The organism is Acinetobacter sp. NIPH1876 (genome assembly GCF_022808535.1).
Taxonomy (GTDB): Bacteria; Pseudomonadota; Gammaproteobacteria; order Pseudomonadales; family Moraxellaceae; genus Acinetobacter; species Acinetobacter higginsii.
In genome coordinates, this window is the sequence record NZ_JALGBR010000002.1 from 63,591 (window position 1) to 84,814 (window position 21,224).

General features: G+C 41.0%; 15 protein-coding genes and 1 tRNA gene. 7 read left to right on the forward strand and 9 right to left on the reverse strand.

The genetic code is table 11. The features are described 5' to 3' along the window. The first annotated feature begins 180 nt into the window (after nt 1–180). Entirely contained in the window at nt 181–1,386 is a 1,206-nt protein-coding gene (locus MN869_RS02660) for a L,D-transpeptidase (protein ID WP_004808556.1), read from the forward strand. Between the two features lie 50 nt (nt 1,387–1,436). Here MN869_RS02660 and MN869_RS02665 read toward each other — a convergent pair whose 3' ends face one another. Next, nucleotides 1,437–2,714 (reverse strand): diguanylate cyclase, encoded by a 1,278-nt coding sequence (locus tag MN869_RS02665; RefSeq protein WP_005202394.1) that lies wholly within the window; start codon nt 2,712–2,714, stop codon nt 1,437–1,439. Between the two features lie 163 nt (nt 2,715–2,877). On the opposite strand from MN869_RS02665, the gene pyrC reads away from it, so the two are divergent. The 3 genes from pyrC (at nt 2,878) to MN869_RS02680 (ending at nt 4,657) form a co-directional block, all read left to right on the forward strand. Beyond that, nucleotides 2,878–3,912, forward strand: coding sequence for a dihydroorotase (gene pyrC, locus MN869_RS02670; protein ID WP_005202392.1), 1,035 nt, complete (start codon nt 2,878–2,880; stop codon nt 3,910–3,912). Further along, on the forward strand, nt 3,897–4,562 hold the full coding sequence (gene rnt, locus MN869_RS02675; protein WP_026057574.1) for a ribonuclease T: 666 nt from the start codon (nt 3,897–3,899) through the stop codon (nt 4,560–4,562). Before pyrC ends, rnt begins: the two co-directional genes overlap by 16 nt. Nucleotides 4,563–4,581: 19 nt before the next feature. Beyond that, nucleotides 4,582–4,657, forward strand: a tRNA-Glu gene (locus MN869_RS02680). An 87-nt stretch (nt 4,658–4,744) separates the two neighbouring features. Here the strand turns inward: MN869_RS02680 and MN869_RS02685 are convergent. The 6 genes from MN869_RS02685 to MN869_RS02710 all read right to left on the reverse strand — a co-directional run bounded on the left by MN869_RS02685 (nt 4,745) and on the right by MN869_RS02710 (nt 15,152). Further along, nucleotides 4,745–5,989: an NADH:flavin oxidoreductase/NADH oxidase family protein gene (locus MN869_RS02685; protein ID WP_005202390.1), complete on the reverse strand. Its 1,245-nt coding sequence runs from the start codon at nt 5,987–5,989 to the stop codon at nt 4,745–4,747. Between the two features lie 111 nt (nt 5,990–6,100). Beyond that, complete coding sequence (locus tag MN869_RS02690; protein ID WP_005202388.1) at nt 6,101–7,696, reverse strand: dipeptide ABC transporter ATP-binding protein; 1,596 nt, start codon at nt 7,694–7,696, stop codon at nt 6,101–6,103. Beyond that, entirely contained in the window at nt 7,674–8,684 is a 1,011-nt protein-coding gene (locus tag MN869_RS02695) for an ABC transporter permease (RefSeq protein ID WP_005202386.1), read from the reverse strand. The genes MN869_RS02690 and MN869_RS02695 overlap by 23 nt, the downstream gene beginning before the upstream one ends. Beyond that, entirely contained in the window at nt 8,684–9,754 is a 1,071-nt protein-coding gene (gene yejB, locus MN869_RS02700; protein WP_005202384.1) for a microcin C ABC transporter permease YejB, read from the reverse strand. Before yejB ends, MN869_RS02695 begins: the two co-directional genes overlap by 1 nt. Nucleotides 9,755–10,049: 295 nt before the next feature. Then, nucleotides 10,050–11,891, reverse strand: a complete 1,842-nt coding sequence (locus MN869_RS02705; protein WP_005202380.1) for an extracellular solute-binding protein — start codon at nt 11,889–11,891, stop codon at nt 10,050–10,052. A gap of 6 nt (nt 11,892–11,897) precedes the next feature. Next, a complete protein-coding gene (locus MN869_RS02710; RefSeq protein WP_005202376.1) occupies nt 11,898–15,152 on the reverse strand; it encodes a LysM peptidoglycan-binding domain-containing protein in 3,255 nt (1,084 codons plus the stop codon). Between the two features lie 531 nt (nt 15,153–15,683). Between MN869_RS02710 and dnaQ the strand changes: the two genes are divergently transcribed. The 3 genes from dnaQ to nudC all read left to right on the forward strand — a co-directional run bounded on the left by dnaQ (nt 15,684) and on the right by nudC (nt 19,568). Further along, the gene (dnaQ, locus tag MN869_RS02715; RefSeq protein ID WP_005202374.1) at nt 15,684–17,042 is read left to right on the forward strand and encodes a DNA polymerase III subunit epsilon; all 1,359 of its coding nucleotides are present in this window, start codon (nt 15,684–15,686) and stop codon (nt 17,040–17,042) included. 127 nt (nt 17,043–17,169) lie between these two features. Further along, nucleotides 17,170–18,816 carry a hypothetical protein gene (locus tag MN869_RS02720; RefSeq protein ID WP_005202373.1) on the forward strand — a complete coding sequence of 549 codons (1,647 nt, stop codon included), beginning with the start codon at nt 17,170–17,172 and terminating at the stop codon, nt 18,814–18,816. Next, nucleotides 18,816–19,568, forward strand: a complete 753-nt coding sequence (gene nudC, locus MN869_RS02725; RefSeq protein ID WP_004808578.1) for an NAD(+) diphosphatase — start codon at nt 18,816–18,818, stop codon at nt 19,566–19,568. Before MN869_RS02720 ends, nudC begins: the two co-directional genes overlap by 1 nt. An 18-nt stretch (nt 19,569–19,586) precedes the next feature. On the opposite strand, the gene MN869_RS02730 is transcribed toward nudC, so the two are convergent. After that, complete coding sequence (locus tag MN869_RS02730) at nt 19,587–20,459, reverse strand: alpha/beta hydrolase (RefSeq protein ID WP_005202371.1); 873 nt, start codon at nt 20,457–20,459, stop codon at nt 19,587–19,589. 3 nt (nt 20,460–20,462) lie between these two features. After that, entirely contained in the window at nt 20,463–21,173 is a 711-nt protein-coding gene (locus MN869_RS02735) for a BON domain-containing protein (RefSeq protein WP_004808582.1), read from the reverse strand. Nucleotides 21,174–21,224 lie beyond the last annotated feature (51 nt).

Here is a 21,224-nt window from a genome sequence, read left to right on the forward strand (position 1 = left end):
TTTCATATAGCGCGCATCATAACAAAGTTAGCTTGGAATTTATAATTTCAATCGTACTCAAATTTATGAGCTGAAATAAATTTCGCTTTTACACAAAACTGCTACTGCAAGCTGCATTATTTTCTGTAATACTTGCAATATCTTATATCTCAATATGAATAATTCTTAAGGTTGAATTACATGTTTGTTCGCTCATTACTCGCTATGAGTTTAAGTTGTATTCTTGCTAATGTTGCTTTTGCTGCGCCAACAACTGAGCAACCATTAAATCCAAAACAAATTACAGGTTCGGTCCAAGATCCGATTGATCCCTTAGCCATTGACCGTTCGGCATCAAGTGTTGTTGCTGATCCTGCGTCAAGTGTTGCAGCTCCAGCGGTATCTGAACCTCAAGTCAATACGGGTGCGGCATCAGTCGTATCGCAAAAATTAGAAAATACACCGGATACCACCACGGCAACAACCGCTGCTCCAGCTGCTAAAATTTCATGGACTTTAGACAGCATGAATAATGCTGAATATCCTGAAGCTTTGCCAAAAGGACAACTTCCTGCCTACGCACGCGCACATGTCATGTTGAACAATGCACATGCATCACCAGGTGCGATTGATGGTTCAAACGGTAAAAATACACTAAAAGCGATTGCATCATTCCAGCAAATGAATGGTTTAACACCAACAGGTCAGTTAACCAAGGAAACTTGGGATGCATTGGTTGCTAAGCAGACTAAGCCAGCTTATGTTGAGTACACCATTACCGACGCAGACTTAAAAGGTCCATATGCTGACTCAATCCCTTCTGATTATGCACTACAAGCAAAAATGAAAGGTTTGTATTACACCCGCGTAACAGAGATGTTAGGTGAAAAATTCCATATGGATGAGAATTTCTTAAAGAAACTGAATCCAACTGCAACATTTAAAAAAGCGGGTGAAAAAATTATTGTGGCCAATGTCCGCAATGACTTACCTGAAGATATTCATTTGATCGTTGCACACAAAGGCGCAAGACAGCTTTATTTGTTCAATAGCCGTAATCAAATGATTGCATCATTTCCTGCAACAATTGGCAGTACTGATACGCCTTCTCCAGCAGGTACCTATAAAGTAGTCGGTGTTGCCAAAAACCCTTGGTATAGTTATTCACCATCTAACTTTGTGCAAGGTAAAAACCTTAAACCACTTTCTCTACCACCTGGTCCAAATGCACCAGTCGGTAATATTTGGATTGGTTTAAGCAAAAAATCATTTGGTATTCATGGTACACCAAACCCATCTTTAATCTCTAAGACTGCATCACACGGCTGTATCCGTTTAACCAACTGGGATGCCAATGACTTAGGTGCTAAAGTACGTTCAGGTGTTACTGTAAAATTCTTAGAATAATCTAGGCATTTTCTACAAAAACCGAATATCAGTGCTTGATATTCGGTTTTTTATTTCAAAATACTTTCTTCTATATTCGGTAAGGGCTGATAATAAATCTGATTGCGCCCAAGTTGTTTTGCTCGATACAAAGCTTTATCTGCTGTATGAATCAACATCTCTTGACTAATTTTCGGATTGCCGTTAAATACCGTAATCCCCAAACTAATAGTTACATGATTAGATACCAATGATTTATCATGTGGAATCATTAAGCGGTCAATGGCACGATAGATATTGGTCGCAACTGCATAAGCACCTTGTGCAGAGGTCTCAGGCAACAGTACAACAAACTCCTCCCCTCCATAACGAGCAATAAAATCCATATGTCGAATCGAGCTTTTAATGGTTTTCGCAATAGCTGAGATCACCTGATCCCCCATTTGATGCCCATAAAAATCATTGTAGTTTTTAAAATAATCAATATCGATAAATAAGACCGAAAGCGATTTGCGCTCTTTACAGGCTAAATCATAGTAATAGGTACACATCTCTTCAAAGGTACGTCGATTTGACACATCGGTCAGTTCGTCATGCTGACTCAGATGTAATAACTCAGATGCTTGTATCCGTAAAATCTGCTCATCAATTTCTGAAATTTTGGACTTTATAAATATTTTTCTTTCTTTTGAAGTCAACATCACACTAATCGAAAAACCCAGCAGTAAGCTTCCTATTAGTGTGCGCCCAATCATGAGAAAATCACTAGGGTTATCAAACCAATATAAAAGAAACAAAATCGAAATTGCGGCAAAGGTACCAATCCATAACATATGTAGTGGTCGAATGCCACTCAGGATAAAACCCAACATATACAGAAATGCAATGAGGACCATGGCCTGATTTTGCAGTACCAGATTTGAAACACTCATCATCAAAAATGAGGTGAATACAATGGTCAGGAACACTATCAGGCAAGCGGCAGGGTAAAATAAAGGATTGAGTTTTTTAAAGCGTGAAAAAGCCCAGAATAAGAACAGTGCAATCCCCACAACAATTAAGCTGAGAATACTGTAGATAAAATCGAGGGCAAAATATGTACTGCCACGAATCACGAGAAAATTAGATGGCAGGATCAACAGCACAAATATAGTATAGGTAATCACCCCCTGACCAAAGAACTGAATCGCATTGAGACGTGTTCTGTCTACATTAAATTTCCAGAATTCATTTTCTAATTTTTGCGGTAAAGTTTGATGGGTATTCTTAGATTTAGAATGTTGGGCAACAAGCTGCTCGAGGTCTTCTTTCGACCTCCGCAATTGATCAAGATCATAGCCGTTGTCCATCCCAGATACTCTTTTTATGCTGCACTATTTTTGTGCCGCATAAAAAATAACATAAATTATCATTTTGTCATGCGCTTTGCTTAACCACTTATCCGTAATTCTAGTTACCATTTTCACACTTTATGCATTATTATTTGTATTATTTTTAAGTTTGAAGTAGACCTTGAATACTCTTACACTTTTGCAACCTGATGATTGGCACGCACACCTGCGTGATGGTTTAGCTTTAAAACGTACTGTTCCTGATTTAGCCAAACAATTTGCCCGCGCAATTTGTATGCCCAATCTTGTCCCACCCGTTAAAACGGTAGAAGAAGCTTTAGCTTATCGCGAGCGTATTCTTGCCCATGTGCCTGAAGGCTTAAATTTTGATCCGCGCATGGTACTTTATTTTACCGATTACACTTCTCCTGACGAAGTGCGTAAAATTAAAGAGTCTGAATTCGTCAATGCGATCAAACTTTATCCTGCGGGTGCGACCACCAACTCGGATAATGGTGTTAGTGATATTCGCAAAGTGTATGCCGTGATTGAACAACTGGAAGAACATCAGGTTCCATTGTTACTGCATGGGGAAGTGACGCATAATCACGTCGATATTTTTGATCGTGAAAAAAGATTTTTAGATGAAGTGCTATCGCCTTTACTCAAACAGTTCCCAAAATTAAAAGTCGTGTTAGAACACATTACAACAAGTGATGCGGCGAATTTTGTACTCGAACAAGATCGTAATGTTGCAGCAACCATTACTCCGCAACATCTATTATTTAACCGTAACGACATGTTGGTTGGCGGCGTAAAACCGCATTTCTATTGCTTACCGATTTTAAAGCGTCAAACCCATCAAACAACATTGTTGGAAGTCGCAACCAGTGGTAATCCGAAATTTTTCTTAGGTACTGACAGTGCACCCCATTCACAAGATGCCAAAGAAAATGCCTGTGGATGTGCGGGTTGTTATAGCGCACCAAATGCCATTGAGCTGTATGCACAAGCCTTTGATCAAGTCGGAAAGCTAGAACGCTTAGAAGGCTTCGCAAGCTTATTCGGTGCTGACTTCTATGGTTTGCCACGTAATACCTCAACCATTACCTTAGTCAAAGAAGATATTACTATCGCAGAATCTTTAGACTATCTCGATGACCAAAAAATTATCCCACTTCATGCAGGCAAAACCTTGCATTGGAGAAAAGTGTGACCCAAGAAGAAAATAAAGCCCCTGTCATCGGACAGCGTTTTCGTGGATTCTTACCTGTTGTTGTCGATGTGGAAACAGCAGGTTTTAATTCGCAAACCGATGCCCTACTCGAAATTGCGTGTATTCCGATCATCTATGATGAACACGGGCAATTTATACCTGGCCCTTCATTCCAAGCACATATCAACCCTTTTGAAGGCGCGAATCTTGACCGCCGTTCATTAGATTTTATTGGTATTGATCCTTTCAATCCAATGCGTGTTGCAATGGCTGAAGATGAGCGCACTGCCTTGCGTCGTATTTTCAAATCATTGACTGAAGTTCGTAAAGCTCAGCATTGTACTCATGCTGTATTGGTTGGTCACAATGCACACTTTGATTTAGGTTTCTTACAAGCAGCAATTGCACGTACCGGAACAAAAAATCAAAATCCATTTCACAGTTTTTCGGTATTTGATACCGTGACACTCAGTGCGGTCATGTTTGGCCAAACCGTGTTGGCACGTGCTTGTATTCAGGCGGGAATCGAGTTTGATGGTAAAGAAGCACACTCTGCTTTATACGATACTCAGAAGACTGCTGAACTGTTTTGCTATATTTTGAACAAACTGTCTCCACACCTTCTTGACAGTTTGGTGACAGAACCCTAATATACACCCACCTCAAGAAGTCCCTATCGTCTAGAGGCCTAGGACATCGCCCTTTCACGGCGGTAACCGGGGTTCGAATCCCCGTAGGGACGCCAAATTTGAAAAAGCCACTGCATCTTAAGACAGTGGCTTTTTTATTTGCTTAGAATAATAAAAAGGGCTCCGAAGAGCCCTAAAATATATTATGCAGACTTACGTGAATTGACCCGACCTTTTACAACCGCTTTGATATTCCCTTTCGCATAATTTAAGAATACCAACAATGGTGATAATTTTGGATTCGGCTTTTTACCTTGTCCAATGGCTTTAAACTGCGCTGCATACCAAATGATTTCCATAATTGCCATTTTATCGACAAATGGAATTCCTGTTTTAATTTGATTGACTGCATAACGGACATCATGCCCTGCAATTAAACGATCTGTTAAATCAACTTCAACCGCCAATGGACGTGCAATACCAATAAAATCACATGCACCACTTTCCAGTGCAGCATTCATTCCTTCTACAGTACGGAAACCACCTGTTACCATCAATTTACAGGCAACATGTTGGCGAATTTTTTCTGCAAATTCCAAGAAATAAGCTTCACGCGCAATGGTACTGGCTTTACGTTTTTCTGCCTTAGCACCTGCCATTGCAGGGGCTTCATAGGTTCCCCCAGAAATTTCAATAATATCGATTCCCGCAGCATCAATCGCTTTGAAAACGGTAATGACATCTTCTTCTGTGATCCCACCACGTTGGAAATCTGCTGAGTTCAGTTTGACCGAAATGATAAAGTTTTCAGAAGTTGCATCGCGTACCGCCTGATAAGCATCAATCAAGAAACGCATACGATTCTCAATCGAACCACCCCATTGATCCGTGCGCTTATTGGTCAAAGGTGATAGAAACTGGCTAATCAGATAACCGTGTGCGCCATGCAACTGTACACCTTCAAAACCTGCCTTCTCACATACTGCTGCAGCTGTCGCAAAACGCTGGATAATATCTAAAATTTCTTCATGTTTAAGCTCGCGTGGCGTACCGAACATTGCTGCAAGCATTGGGCTAAAAGGCACAGCTGAAGGTGCAACCGTTTCCTTATTTAGACCTTTTGGACATTGGCGACCAGGATGTGACAACTGAATCAATTGCACCATGCCATGTTTTTTCCCCACAGCAGCCCATTGCTTGAGTTTTTCCAGATCACGCTCGGTTTCAATTGCAACCACACCCGGTTCATTTTTAGCGCCTACATTCACCATTACGTTTCCCGTAATGGCACAGCCCAAACTACCTTTTGCCCACGCTTCGTATAAACCAATCAATAGATCATTGGGTTGTCCTGCATCATTCGCGAGTGCTTCGCTCATTGCCCCTTTGATAATACGGTTTTTAAATGTGGTGTTGCGAATCTGGATACTGTCTGCAATCTGACTCATGGTCATCCTCTGCTACAATTAGAGTATTTGCTCTAATTTAATCTGATTATTGTTACTGTCAAGCATTCTTCCGATGAACTGACAATAGCATATGTCAATTTAATTACAATGCTAATATTCGCTAGCAGAAATAAGCTGACGGGTATATTCAGTCTGAGGCTGGCTAAATAAAAGTGCTGTGGCTTGATATTCCAAGGCTTTGCCTTGATGCATCACTAGGACTTTTTGGCACAGTGCTTTAATGACTTGTAAGTCATGACTGATAAAGATATAGCTGATGTGCTCTTGCTGCTGCAAACGACGTAACAATTGAATGATGGCCAACTGCGTAGTCCGATCCAAGGCGGAGGTTGGTTCATCCAGAATCAGTAGCTTTGGTTTTAGCACCAATGCTCTTGCAAGTGCCACACGTTGCCGCTGCCCACCAGAAAGCTGATGCGGATACTTATCTTTGTCCGTTAAAGATAATTCGACTTTTGCCAAAACAGCGTCAACTTCAGTTTGGCACTGTTGCTTTGAAATGGGTTGAAGATGAAGCCCTTCGGCAATGATCTGTTCAACTGACATACGAGGATTCAGGCTACTAAATGGATCCTGAAACACAATCTGAAAATCACGTCGAAGTGGTCGAAGCTGTTTTTGAGTCAACAGGTTTAAATCTTGTGCCTGAAAATGAATAGAACCTTCGCTACTGATCAGCCTTGCAATTGCAAAAGCCAAAGATGATTTACCTGAACCACTCTCTCCAACGATGCCTAAAGCCTCTCCCTGAGACAGACTCAACTGGATGGATTCTGCTGCAACTTTATAAGCTTTAATCCAATGAAATAATCCCTGCTGAATCGGATATTTTACTGTGACGTTATTTAATTCAAGCAAGGTTTGCGTCGGCTGTATCGCCAAAGCTTGTCCAAAATTATGATTGAGCAAATGCTGTGTATAGCTCGTTTCAGGATAGGTAAATATCTTCTGAACTTCACCCTGCTCTTCAACTTGTCCTTGATTCAGTACCACAACCTGATCTGCATAATGCTTAACTAAATTAAGGTCATGGCTAATCAAAATAATCGCCATCTTTCGTTGCTGCTGTACGCGTTTTAACAACGTTAAAATCTGTGCTTGTAATACCACATCTAAAGCCGTGGTTGGTTCATCCGCAATTAAAATCTCAGGCTCTAAAGCCAAAGCCATTGCCAACATGACTCGTTGCCTCTGCCCACCAGACAACTCATGTGGATAGCACTTCAGTATATGTGCTGCATCGTGGATCTCGACATCCTGCAACAACGCCACACACCGTTTTCGAATCTCAGTCTTGGCAATACCGAGTCGCATTAGACTCTCGCCTAGCATCTGCTCTACTTTGTGCAAAGGATTTAAAGCGGTCATCGGCTCCTGAAAAATCATAGCTATGCGTTTGCCACGTATCTGCTGTAACTGACTCTTGCTCAAAGCCAGCACATTTTCTCCATCGAGTTCCACTTTGCCTTGTACTGTAAAATGTTCAGGCAACACACCCAGCACAGCCAACAAACTAATGGTTTTACCAGAGCCACTCTCTCCAACAATCGCAACCGTCTGCTCTGGATATAAATCAAAGCTCAAATTTTCAAGCAAGCTTTGTCCTGTTTCACTACGAATACTCAGTTGTTGAACCGTTAATAACGGGGATTGATCAAGCGGTTTATCGTCTTGGGTCAAATGCATCACGTGCAGCCTCCCCGATATAAATCAATAACGAAAGTACAATCGCCAATGTAAAAAAGCCAGACAGCACCAACCACGGCGCATCTAGATTATTTTTACCCTGTAATAATAATTCACCCAATGATGCAGCATCAGGCGGTAGACCATAACCTAAAAAATCCAATGCAGTTAAGGCAATAATATTGGCGGTCAACATAAACGGAATCTGTGACAAACTTGAACTCATTGCATTCGGTAAAATGTGCTTAAAGATAATTTTATGATCCGTTACGCCCAACGCTTGCGCTGCACGGACATAATCAAAATTTCGCGCACGCAAGAACTCTGCACGTACGAGCCCAACCAACTGAGTCCAACCAAATAGCAACATGATCAAAAATAGCCAATAAATGCTGGGACTAAACATACTGACCAAGATCATGACAATGAACAACATTGGTAGACCACCCCAGACCTCCAAAATCCGCTGCCCAACTAAATCAACCCAGCCGCCATAGTAGCCCTGTATTGCGCCAACCATGATGCCAATCACCGCAGAACATAGGGTTAAAGCAAACCCAAATAAAAGAGAAACACGCAGGCCATACAAAATTCGGGCAAATACATCACGGCCTTGGTCATCAGTTCCAAGCCAATTTTGCGAACTTGGCGCTGAAGGCACAGGTACTGCCAATGATAAATTTGGTGTTTGATAAGCAAAAGTAACCAGTGGAGAAATCATCCAGCCATGTTTTTGAATCAATTGTTTTACGGCTGGGTCTTGATAATCTGTAGCAGTTTCAAAGGTGCCGCCAAAGGTCGTTTCTGGATAATCTTTCAAAATCGGGAAATAAAAAGACTGCTGATAGCGAACCAACAATGGTTTATCATTGGCAATCAATTCAGCAAATAAGGACAATACAAAGATCGTTAAAAATAAAATCAGACAGCGAAATCCCAATTTATTTTGCCTAAATCGATCAAAACGTGCACGCATCAAAGGGGACATTATTTTCCACCTCTTGATTCAAAATCAATGCGTGGGTCAATCACTTGATAGAGTACATCACCGATTAAACGCAATATCATCCCGAATAAGGTAAATAAAAATAAAGTACCAAAAATCAGAGGATAATCACGCTGAGTAATCGCTTCAAAACCTAATAGACCAATTCCATCTAAATTAAAAATGATTTCGATAAATAAATTACCGACAAAGAAAATGCCGACCAAAGCTTCTGGTAAAGCGGCCACAACCACTAAAATTGCATTGCGAAACACATGCCCATAAAGAATCTGATTGTCATTCAGTCCTTTTGACCTTGCAGTCAGTACATAGGGCTTTTGCAGTTCTTCAACAAATGAATACTTCGTCAGATAAGTTAACGCCGCAAAACTACCGAGCACCATACTCAAGATGGGCAAATACATATGCCACAAATAATCTTGTACTTTTGCCCAGAGGCTCAATTGGGCAAAGCTCTCTGAAACCAGACCTTGTAATGGAAACCATTGCAAATAACTGCCACCCGCAAAGAAAACAATCAACACAATAGCAAATACAAAGGATGGAATGGCATAACTTACGGCTAATAATAAGGAAGTAGATTGATCAAACAGCAAGCCATTATTTTTGGCCTTTTTGATACCTAGCGGGATTGCGATCAGATAGATCAGAAAGGTGCTCCACAAGCCCAAAGACAGCGTAACAGGCAGCTTTTCGTATAACAGTTGGGTCACAGGTTTATCTTTAAAAAAACTGTTCCCAAAATCTAGGCTTAAATAGCCTTTCAACATCAGCCAAAAGCGTTCAGTAGCAGGACGATCAAAACCATACTGGGCTTTGATTATTTCAATCATTTCAGGGCTTAAACCACGCGCACCCTCGTATTGTGCCAAGGTGGTCAAACCTGAGGGCGCATTATTGCCTACCCCTAAGCCTTGCGCATTTTGGATTTGCTGAATCGCTTGTTCGACTGGTCCGCCTGGGGCAATTTGCACAATACAAAAATTAATCAATAAAATGAAAAATAATGTCGGGATCATCAATAACATTCTTTTTAGAATATAGTGAACCATTGAAGTCGAACCCTTATTAATTTATTTACTAAGTTTTTATGAAATCTAACATGAGATAAAATACACGGAAACGTCATCCACAACCTGCGTGTTTTAAACAAGATAATGTTTTGCGAAAGAATAAAAGAGGCCCAATAACTAAACAGGTTTTGTGGATGACAATGCCTTTGGTTACTTTGGGCGAAACAAAAGTAACTCCAGCTGAAAGCTTATCTTGAAATTAAGATGAGAACTCGGTAAGACTCCGTTATATTAATCTAACGACTTCATCAAACGCTAGTCCAAACCATTCTAATTAATGCTTTTGTATAGACTGCTCCTGTTTCTTAGCCTTATTTGCATCGACCCACCAATACTCCCATCCTACAGAAAGTTTTGGTTTAACCGAAGGCTGCTGATAGATATCCCAGTAGGAAAACCAACGCTCAGGCTTTCCATAAGTCAAAATTTGGTAATATCCTGCACGCAATAAACGATCAAGCACACGCGTATACAACACCACCTCATCGCGTGTTTTTGCCGCCACAATTTTCGCGATCATCTGATCAATCGCAGGATTCTTAATCCCTGAATAATTATAATTACCCGCCTCATCTGCTGCTGCACTCCCCCAGAATTGGGCCTGTTCTTTTCCTGGAGTTAAAGTCTGTGGCAGTTTCAGCACCATCATATCAAAATCTTGATGACGAATCCGTTCCATATATTGCGGTACATCCACCTGCCGTAGTTGAACCTGAATACCTAAACGCTTCAAATTGCGCACAAAAGGCATTAATTCACGCTGTGGATTTTCTTGTTGCATCAATAATTCAATTCGAATGGCTTTACCTGTTCGATCATATAACTGCCCATTGCGAATTTGATAACCAGCATCTTTTAAGATCTGTTGTGCAGTCAATAAATTCTGCCGATTGAAACCACTGCCATCGGAAACAGGATAGCGCCAATCAGCCAAAATACCTTGTCGCATCACTGGATTGAATTGGGCCAAATATGGCTTTAATAGGTTTAGTTCAGCAGCACTCGGGCGACCAGTTGCAGCCAAATCAGTATTATCAAAGTAACTTTGTAAACGCTGATTTTGATTAAAGAACAGTGCCTTATTTTGCCACTCAAAATCATAAGCGTAGGTTAATGCCTGACGTAGATAAATATCATTGAGTGGCGCACGGCGGATATTAAACACCAAACTTTGGATATCTAGAGGAGTACCTAACTGCGTTTTATACTTTTTGACTAAACCTGATTTCACTGCTGGAAACTGATAGGCTGTGACCCAATTACGGATATTTTTTTCTTCGTATAAATTAAATTGTCGAGATTTAAACCCTTCAAAACTCACATCTAAATTTCGATAATACACATATTTCAGTCGATCAAAATTATAGCGGCCTTTGTTTACTGGCAAATCTTTGCCCCAATAGTTTGGACTGCGCTTATAGGTAATACTACGCCCTGCATCAATACGATCTACCACATAAGGGCCTGAACCGATAATCGGTTGAAGGGTGACACGACCAAAGTTCTTATTTTTCCAATCCAATTTTGAGTAGATCGGCAGGCTCGCCACAATCAGTGGCATTTCCACATTGTTCTTAGACTTAAAAATAAATTTGATTTGATGTTTAGATAATATTTCAGTTTTAGCCAAATCTGACAAATACATTTGAAAGCCCAGATTGGCTTTGGTCTGATAAGTATCGAAGGTAAATTTCACATCTTCAGCAGTTACAGGCTGACCATTATTAAATCGTGCTTGTGGATTCAAGTGAAAGGTCACCGATTGCAGCTGATCAGGATCATAACTGACCTTTTCTGCAAGCAGCGGATACATCACACGCGGCTCGTCCAGCGAACGATCCATCAAACTATCAAACAGATAATTAACGCCTTCGGTTGAACTGCCCTTGCCATTCATGCTGTTTAAATTATCAAATGTCCCTAAACTCGATTGGCTCAGCGTACCACCCTTCGGTGCATTCGGATTAGCATAAGGCATCACCTTCAACTGTGCATATTTAGGCTGTACATGCATCGCCAAATACGGCGTGGTTTGCATTGCCGCAAATGGAGACTGAGCAAAAAGGCTTAGTCCAGCATATAGACTAAGCCTTTTGATTAAACGTAAATGAATCATTTACAATTACAGATTAGGCACTTTAATCACGTCACCAATACGTAACTGGGTACTTGGCGTTAAATCATTCATTTCTGCCAGCGCACCTGTATCTAAACCATAACGACTTGCTAAACCAATCAGCGTATCACCACGTTTTACTTTGTATTCACTCACTGTTTTAGGGACTGAAATACTTTGACCACGTTGCAGGCTTGCATTGGCTTTTAGATCATTTAACTCAGCCAGTTCACGACCAGACATCCCAAAACGATTAGCAATACTGTTCAAAGACTCACCTGCTTTGACACTATATCTTTCAGTATTACGGCTTGGTGCTGATGTTTTTGGTGTTGTTTTACTATTCTCTACCTTTGCGGTTTCAGCTTTCGGTAAATCACCTGTCAATTTTAGCTTTTGCCCAATACGAACATTACTGCCGCGTGTTAAACCATTTAAACCAGCAACATAATCGAGCTGTAAATTATGACGACTCGCGATATTGCCTAAAGTATCACCAGATTTAACCGTATAAATATCAGGTGTAGTTTCTTCTCTCGATTTGGTCGTATTGCTCGCAGTGGTTTTTGTAGGCACATCACCCGTCAGTTTCAAACGTTGACCAACACGTACACCCGACGTTCTTTCCAAGCCATTCAGATCGGCAACATAGCTCAGTTGAAGATTGTACTTGGCTGCAATCGCATTCAAACTATCACCCGACTGCACCACATACTGATCAGGTACAGTTGAACCCGCAGGAATCTTGATGCTTTGACCCAAACGCACGCCGCTATTTGACTTCAAATTATTTAGCTCAGCCAACTCACTCAAGCTAATTTTCGACTTGGTTGCAATACTTGATAAAGTGTCGCCACGCTGTACGGTATAGTTTTCAGTTTTATAGTTAGTCGATGCACTTACATTTTCGTATTTTACGTTCGTCTTCGTTGGCTCAGGTGTTTCCTGAGTCTGAGAAACTTCGTGTAACGGCACATTAATTTTTTGTCCAACGAACAAGCTACTGCTCGCAGTTAAACCAGAGGTCAAATCAGCCAATTCCTGATTCGATAATGCATAACGATCCGCAATCAGCTTTAAATATTCGCCACGCTTCACCGTATATGATTTGGTTGCAACTTTTTGAGTCGTTGTTGCCTTACTGTCAGTCACACGTGCTGCCTGTTGCGTTGTACGGGCATTATTTTTTGGCTCAATCAATGTTAATTTTTGCCCAACGAACAAACCATCAGTCACAGACAAATTATTATAATCCGCCAACTGTTTTAGAGTTAAATCAAAGCGTGAAGCCAAGTTAGTTAAGCTATCACCCGACTGCACTACATAGCTCTCTGGCTTTTCAGCAGCTTTAGGTGCTTCTGGTTTGGCATCATATAAATATAAGCTTGCACCAACAAATAAGGTACCGTTTGGATCAATCTGGTTCCACTTGGCAACATCACGCCAGTTCACGCCATTTTTTTGCGCAATCACAGCTAAGGTATCGCCAGGCTGTACCACATAGGTGCTGCGCTTGCCTTTTGGTGCAACGACAACAACATCCGTATCGGTTTTAATGTATGGCTTGCCTTGGTTGCGTTTGGCGTCTTCACTGTTTGCAGTGGCAGTATCTTCAACCAAGTTTTTTGGATAAGAGAAGCCTCGGCTCACCTCTTGACCTTTTTCATCAGCAACCGATTGACTGGTTTGAATCGCAGTTAATTTAATTTTGCCATCGAATGGATCAACAATTTCTGTGCCTTTTGGTGCAATTGCCTTAATTTCTGCAACAACTTGATCTTTCTCAGCTTGAGTCGCTTGTGGCTCTAAGACTTGTGCAACCGTTTCTTTTTTGCCTTCTTCTTTTATTGCGGCACTAATTTGCTCACGTTCTTTTAAAGAAATTGGTGGTTCAGTCACCACAGGCTTCACATTTGCGGCAGGCGTGATTGCGACAGGAATACGTGGTGCGCTTGGAACATCAGCCCCTGCAGCAAATGAAGCCAACGCATCCGAACCTCTAGGCGTATTAACTTTACTGGTACTGATTGAGGAAGTTGTTGGACGTGTTGTATTACTTGCCGTTAAATTGGGTGGCGTTGCTGTCGATGCAGTAATACTTTGCCCACTATTGGTCGTTGTACGAATCGTCGTTGAGCTGCTCAGTGGATTGGTATTCATTGGCGGTGGGTTTTTATTGCTAGCCCAGAATCCACCAGAACTTGCCTTACCAGAACGTAATTTCGCATCGATTGAGGGACTTAAATCTGCTGGAATTAAAATCCGCATTGGACTCATTGGGTCAACCATTTCGCCACGATAAGCTGGATTCAGTGCATAGAGTTCAGCTCGACTTAAGCCCGTAATCGATGCAATCTGATTGAGTTCCATTGGACCAGCCAGACTTACTTCACGGAAGTGAGGACGGTTTGCAATTGGTGGTAAGCTCACACCATATGCACCTGGGTTTTTAATAATTTGAGCAACAGCCAAAAACCGTGGAACATAGTTCATGGTTTCTTGTGGAAGCTTCAATGACCAATAATCGGTTGGTAAACCTGCAGCGCGGTTACGGTTAATCGCCTGTTGAATACGACCCGGTCCCGCATTATATGCAGCTAATGCCAGTTCCCACGAACCAAACTGATTGTATAAGCTACCAAAGAATTCATACGCAGCACGTGTCGATTCGACTACATCACGACGTCCATCATAGAGGCTGGTCTGTTGCAAACCATAAATACGCCCTGTACTTGGGATGAACTGCCATAGACCTGCTGCTGCTGCACTACTGGTTGCTGCTGGGTCATACGAACTTTCGATAATCGGCAGTAATGCCAATTCTGTCGGCATACCACGACGTTCAGCTTCTTTTACGGTGTGATATAAATAGCGGCTGGCACGCGCACTTAAACGATCTAAATATGGTTGACGAGAAATAAACCAGCTACGTTGTGCTTCAATTCGTGAATCCCAATGGTTCAAGTCCATCTTGAATCCAACCGTCATTCGTTTCCACACATCACCATGTTTCAGTACCAATAAACGGTCGCCTTCCACAGCACGCATGTCGGTTGCAGACAATAAGTCTTCAAGTGAATCTAAACTGCTTGCATCTAAATAACCTGAGCCAGCTTGCTTTGAAGACGAGCTTTTACTTGATTGAGGTGTTGAAGAACAACCTGTGGTGATTCCCAACGCAACGAGAGCAGAAGTGAGTACAGTAATTTTGAATAATGATGTTGCAGATGCTTGCGACACCAATGTGCTCGATTTATACATAAAAACTTCCAGTCAACTCACGCTAGTTTATTTCTTAATTAGGGGCTATTGATGTTTCAACCATGCATACGTTATAGGCTAAACCATTCAAACAAGGCATGGGACAAAGACAATCATCGCTCTTTGTCAAGTTTCACAACGAAGTTTGGAAAAGTTTTAGCCATGACTTGAGCAAGTACAAAGCACTGCTTTGGTCACAGCACAAGGCAAAACTCTTCTGTCATCTGTGAAACGTCAACAGACTTAGCCATTGTAGTAAAGCATGTCACTTAGACAAGGCAATAATTTAACGTGATTTGCATGGAAATGTTACAAGAAATTAAAAAAGATGAGTTTTGTAACGTTCAGAAGCCAAATTTAGCTTTACAATAGCTGTTATTGTTATGGGGATGCTAAAATTCCCTGCTTATTTTAGCTCAAGTAAAAGTCTTATTCTTTTGTTCTATGTTTAAGTAACACTTGAATATTGGCTAACTTTTTGTGCGATTAAAATATTCAACTTCTTATTCTGCTTATTGTTCAGGTTCAAATATGTCACAAACAATCACACTTTACGTTGATGGCGCATGCAAGGGTAACCCAGGTCTTGGGGGTTGGGGCGCGTATGTCATTACCGAACAAGGTGAACACAAGCTGTTTGGTGGCGAACCTGAAACAACCAATAACCGTATGGAGCTTCAAGCTGCGATCGAAGGCGTTTCTTTTTGCCCGACCGATGCCCGTTTAATTATTTGGACAGACTCCAATTATGTCAAACAAGGCATTACTGAATGGATTCATGGCTGGAAAAAGAAAAACTGGAAAGATGTTAAAAATCCTGATTTATGGCAGAAACTGGATGCGGTCTGTGCCAACCGAGAGATCGAATGGAACTGGATTAAAGGCCATGCTGGACATGCAGGTAATGAAATGGCAGACCAATTGGCAAATTTAGGTGCAGAACAAACCGCTCAACAACTAAAATCGCCAACACAGGCTAACGCTGATACAAAAAAGCCTGAATCCGATTGGCTCTTAAATGACCCTTTCGGATTAGATATTGATATGGATAGCGATGAAATGATCGAAGAATCAGAACTTGAAGAAGTCTTGGATAATATGGGTGACAATACAGCATCAGATGAAGTGGTCGTCGAAGCCGCTCCATTAAATCAGCATCCAAATATTGTCATTACAGAAGCCAAAGTTCATCTACAGGGCCCTCGCCAGCTCATTCTTGATACGGAAACCACAGGTTTTTACTATCAAGATGGCGACCGTATTATTGAAGTCGGTGCAATTGAAATGATCAACCGTAAACTCACGGGTAGTTCAATTCATATCTATATCAATCCAGAAAAACCCGTCGGTGACTCTGAAAATGTGCATGGTATCAGCGATGACTTTTTAAAAGACAAACCGAAATATGCTGAAATTTCCGATACGCTTTTTGCCTTCTTAAAAGGCGCCGAAATTATCGCGCATAACGCGACCTTCGATATGAACTTCTTAGATATGGAGTTCAAACGTGCTGGCTTACCTTTATTGTCTGAGGTTTGTGAGGTTACCGATACCTTGGCACTGGCCAAGAATAAGCACCCTGGTCAAAAGAACTCATTGGATGCTTTGGTACGCCGTTATGAAATTCCAGCACGAGATCGTACTTTCCACGGTGCCTTACTCGATGCTGAAATCTTAGCCGATGTTTATCTTGCCATGACGGGTGGGCAAGTCTCATTTGATATGGACGCCCTTTCTCAAACAGAACAAAATCAAAATAAATCCACCCGCCTACGTGTCCAAGTTGACTTACCTGTGATTCAACCGTCTGAACATGAATTAAATGAACATGAGACCTGGGTCAAACAATTTGAACAAAAACATGGAGAGCCTTGCCTTTTCGCAAAATAAATTTTCCAGTCAATGTAATTTTTTGTATTTCAAGCCTCTAAAGTTAAGTTATATTAACCTTTAAAGATTTAGGCCTCCTAAAAAAGGAGGTCCATGGATATAACAACTTAGGAAAGGTGTAGGTCATATGTCTTACCAAACCTCGATTCATTTCGACCCAACGGCATTATTAATAATAAAAAATGAAATCGACAATTCGATTAAATTGGTAGAAACAGCAGTCAATACCCTTGCCGAAGAACAAGCACTACCTTTCGGGATTGATGATGCGCTGAACCAGTTTGAACAATGTACGCAAGTTCTCGCGTTAATTGATATGCCACATTTATCACAAATTACTCAATACTCTGCCGAGCTGATGCGCAAAATTATGGCGCAACCACAGCAAATCCAAACCAATGATGTTATTGCGCTCAGTGAAGGTACTACCATGCTGAAGCGTTATATCGAATTCATTTGTTTACGTGAAGTAAAAGTTCCTCAATTCCTACTCGATACACTGAACCGTTTAGAAAAAGCCCTAGGTAAACCACTGACCAAAGAAGGTCAAACGGTACAACCATTGCTTGAGTTCATTACCCCGAGTTTTAATTTGCCTCAGGCACCAAGCTTGGAACAATCACAATATATTCATCAACTTTATAAATTGTGTTTAAACAAGCTCATTAAGCAATCTGAAACCCCCCTTGATCTACAAGGGATCAAATTGGTCGGCGTTTATCTTGCAGGTTTAGCGGCGGGTCAACCAAGCCAACAATACTGGCAGTTGGTCAATGTAGGGTTAAGCCATATTGATGAGCTTTCAATTACCGAAGCACGCTTACGTACGTTGATTCAAATTGAAACCAATATCGGTAAATTCCTCGCTCAATCGGCCAGCTTTAAAAACAGCATTGCTGATCTTGCAGACATCCTATGTATTTGTATTAGCCAAGAAGATGATGTGTCACAGCATATTCGAGATCAACTCAATATTGGTGATGAGTTACTTAGCGATACGCAGCTACAAGTACTAAGCCGTCATTTATACGGCCCTGACTATGAAACGGTACACACCATCAGTCAGTTAATGACAGATGAGATGGCTCAAATCCGTAATGAGATTGAATACAACCATCAAAATATGTCAGCTGAAAAAACCCAAGAACTGCAACAAAAACTACATCAGCTTTCGAATGTTTTCAAAGTACTGAATCTTAATGAAGCAGCACGAGAGTTAACTCAGCAAGCGGAAAAATTAAGCCAACCAAATACATTAACTGATGCAACTTCGGTACAACAGTTAATGAACAGTATTTTGGCTTCAATGAATTCGATTGGGATTTTGGAACGTAATTACACGTCTAGTCGTTTACAGTTACGTGTTAATAACATGCAAATCTCGCTTGATCGTTTAGATGAAGCACATAAAGCGTTATTGACTGAAACCAAAACCTTGATTGATACTTTAACGCAAACCTTAAGTCTCTATGTACAAGATCCTACAGCACATAGCTTAGAAGCGTTACCCGTGTATCTGAAGGAACTTTCAGGCGCTGCTCTGTTCTTAGGTAGTTCAGCTCAACAAACTGCTTTATTAGGTGCAGCGCACTTTGCCCAATATCGTTTAGCGCAAAATCAACCTCTCGATGCCGAACAAATTAATTGCGTCTTAAACGTTGTCGCAGGTCTAGATTTACTGGTTGAGAACTTAAAGAACAAGCAACCTGTATTGCAATCTATGTTTGATGTGGCATTATCAAACAGTCAGCAATTACAAACCATAGCCGCATAATGACTCAACTATCACTTGCTTATATTTTTCAACACCAAAAACTGTTAGTCGACCAAAATCTACAACTGCCCCAAGTTGAGAAATTAGCAAGTGACCTCCCCATCCATCATAATGATCACGTCATCGCACGTGATCTGCTTGAAAATGAATCTATTCCTGAAGGCTATCAATTAGTTCCGATTCGGGAACTGATTCAGTCTTGGTCAAGTAGTGATTTCCTGCAAGCCAGTCGAGCAGTTCAATTACTTGAATGGCGACGTAACCATAAATTCTGTAGCCACTGTGGTCATGCGACTGAAATTCACCCTAAAGAATATGCCATGGTTTGCCCAAGTTGTGCTTACCATCAATATCCTCGCGTACAGCCTTGTATCATTACCATTATCACCAAAGGTAACGATGAGATTTTGCTTGCCAAATCAGCGCATAACAAAAGTAATATGCATGGCTTAATTGCTGGTTTTGTTGAAGTGGGTGAAACTTTAGAAGAAGCCGTGCAACGTGAAGCATTTGAAGAAGTTGGACTCAAACTTAAAAATATTCGTTATATGTCGAGCCAGCCTTGGCCATTTCCTAGTAATTTAATGATTGCCTTCCATGCTGAATATGATTCAGGTGATATCCAATTGCAGCTCGAGGAAATCAGTGAAGCAGCGTTTTTTAAATTTGATCAACTTCCAGAAATTCCGTTTAAAGGCAGTATTGCCCATAGCATGATCATGCAAATCATCGACAATAAAAAAGCATCTTAAACGATGCTTTTTTATTGATTAGGGGTCTAAGGCTTCATCCAAAAAGTGCAGGATCGTCCGTTTGGTTTTGAAATAATGGCTCATCAAACTGGCCAGTGTCGCCACAATGGTAATATGCCCTGTCTTTGGAATCACGGCGATATGACTATGATTGCCTTTTTCTCTGAGTGCTTTATCTAGATCAAAACTATTTTCCTTGCCCACCAACTGATCTTGTTCAGCCATCAACAAATAATGCTTAATTTGATTCGGCTCAATAAAGTAATACGGCATCACTTGTTGATACGATACTTTCTGATCAAAAGCATGTTCAGCTAAAGGATCACCCTTGTAGTCAAAGTGATATGGCCCAGCCATCCCCACAATTGCTCTAATATTTTCTTTGTATTTAAAATTTTGTGAATAGGCAGAATACACCACAGACATGACATTAAACGCACCCGCAGAATGTCCCATTAAAATGATGTTATCTGTCGAAATATTTAGCTTGCTCTGATTCTGATTTAAATAATGAATGGCTTGAGCAATATCATCAATAAAGGTCGGGAAGATATGTTCTGGTGCAAGATGGTAGTTAATCACTGCAACATCATAACCTTCACGGGCAAAAGTTTCCCCAATAAACAGATACTCACGTTTGTTACCATGCTGCCAAGAGCCACCATGTACAAATACGATAAGTGGCCTTTGCTTTTTAGGATTTTTAGTTCGATACAGATCCAAACGCTGTCTTGCTTTCAATCCATAGGCAAGATGCTCTTCTTTTTCAAAGGTATCTTTGGGTGTCAGGTAATTGATCGAATAACTGGCAAAATCATAAAGGCGAAACTCCTGATAGAGGTTTTTCGCCTTTATTACATTTTCTTGTACTTGTTGAATAAGTTGCTTCATAAATTAAGGATTAGTTGGAGTAATGGTCGCAGGTTCCGCCTGATCAGGATCAATTGCAACAGGTGTCTCAACTAAAGGCTGTGTAGTCACAGTGCCCACCATTGGTGCTGCTGCTGTTGAACTAGCAACAGTGCCTGAAGGTTGATCCGTGTTGTCGATGAGTGTCACAATTTTAGTCACATTTCCAACTTTTTGTAAGACGTCATCTAAATCTCTTGATTCAGCAGTATTTAAACGTCCCATCACGTACAACACACCATTTTCAGTATGCACTAATACTTTGCTGTCAGATACTACAGGGGCTTTCATCAACAAACCGCGGGTATTTGCAGTCACCGTTGCATCTTGCATGATGGTGTTATAACCGACCTTGTCACCTACCGTAATATAGTTATGTACGGCTTTTACATCTGACATCGAACGTAAGTTATCTTCTGCCAATTGTTTTAAATATGGATCAGGGACTTGTCCAGTCAATAAAACATTGCTGTGGAAACTTTCAATGTTGATACGAGACTGTTTAAAGCGGTGATCTAATTTGTACAAATTAATATTTGCAGTACGCTTGATCGAAGAATCAATAAAAATCTGCCCAAGACTGCGTTCACCACTGTTCGTTCCAACGGGTGAACTTCCTGTGCCACCAGAAATAAAACTAGCACATCCCGATAAACTTGCAGCGCAAAGCAACGTAATCGATAAACGTTTTAACACTTGGCAAGACTCCCTATCTACAAACAAATTTGTTCAATTTTCAATATTTAG

What these genes read in the sequence shown, in the direction of transcription:
- yejB (WP_005202384.1), bottom strand. Translation starts at nt 9,754, where the DNA reads ATGGTTCACTATATTCTAAAAAGAATGTTATTGATGATCCCGACATTA.
- MN869_RS02695 (WP_005202386.1), bottom strand. Translation starts at nt 8,684, where the DNA reads ATGTCCCCTTTGATGCGTGCACGTTTTGATCGATTTAGGCAAAATAAA.
- MN869_RS02720 (WP_005202373.1), top strand. Translation starts at nt 17,170, where the DNA reads ATGTCTTACCAAACCTCGATTCATTTCGACCCAACGGCATTATTAATA.
- MN869_RS02730 (WP_005202371.1), bottom strand. Translation starts at nt 20,459, where the DNA reads ATGAAGCAACTTATTCAACAAGTACAAGAAAATGTAATAAAGGCGAAA.
- nudC (WP_004808578.1), top strand. Translation starts at nt 18,816, where the DNA reads ATGACTCAACTATCACTTGCTTATATTTTTCAACACCAAAAACTGTTA.
- MN869_RS02665 (WP_005202394.1), bottom strand. Translation starts at nt 2,714, where the DNA reads ATGGACAACGGCTATGATCTTGATCAATTGCGGAGGTCGAAAGAAGAC.
- MN869_RS02705 (WP_005202380.1), bottom strand. Translation starts at nt 11,891, where the DNA reads ATGATTCATTTACGTTTAATCAAAAGGCTTAGTCTATATGCTGGACTA.
- MN869_RS02660 (WP_004808556.1), top strand. Translation starts at nt 181, where the DNA reads ATGTTTGTTCGCTCATTACTCGCTATGAGTTTAAGTTGTATTCTTGCT.
- dnaQ (WP_005202374.1), top strand. Translation starts at nt 15,684, where the DNA reads ATGTCACAAACAATCACACTTTACGTTGATGGCGCATGCAAGGGTAAC.
- MN869_RS02685 (WP_005202390.1), bottom strand. Translation starts at nt 5,989, where the DNA reads ATGAGTCAGATTGCAGACAGTATCCAGATTCGCAACACCACATTTAAA.
- MN869_RS02710 (WP_005202376.1), bottom strand. Translation starts at nt 15,152, where the DNA reads ATGTATAAATCGAGCACATTGGTGTCGCAAGCATCTGCAACATCATTA.
- MN869_RS02690 (WP_005202388.1), bottom strand. Translation starts at nt 7,696, where the DNA reads ATGCATTTGACCCAAGACGATAAACCGCTTGATCAATCCCCGTTATTA.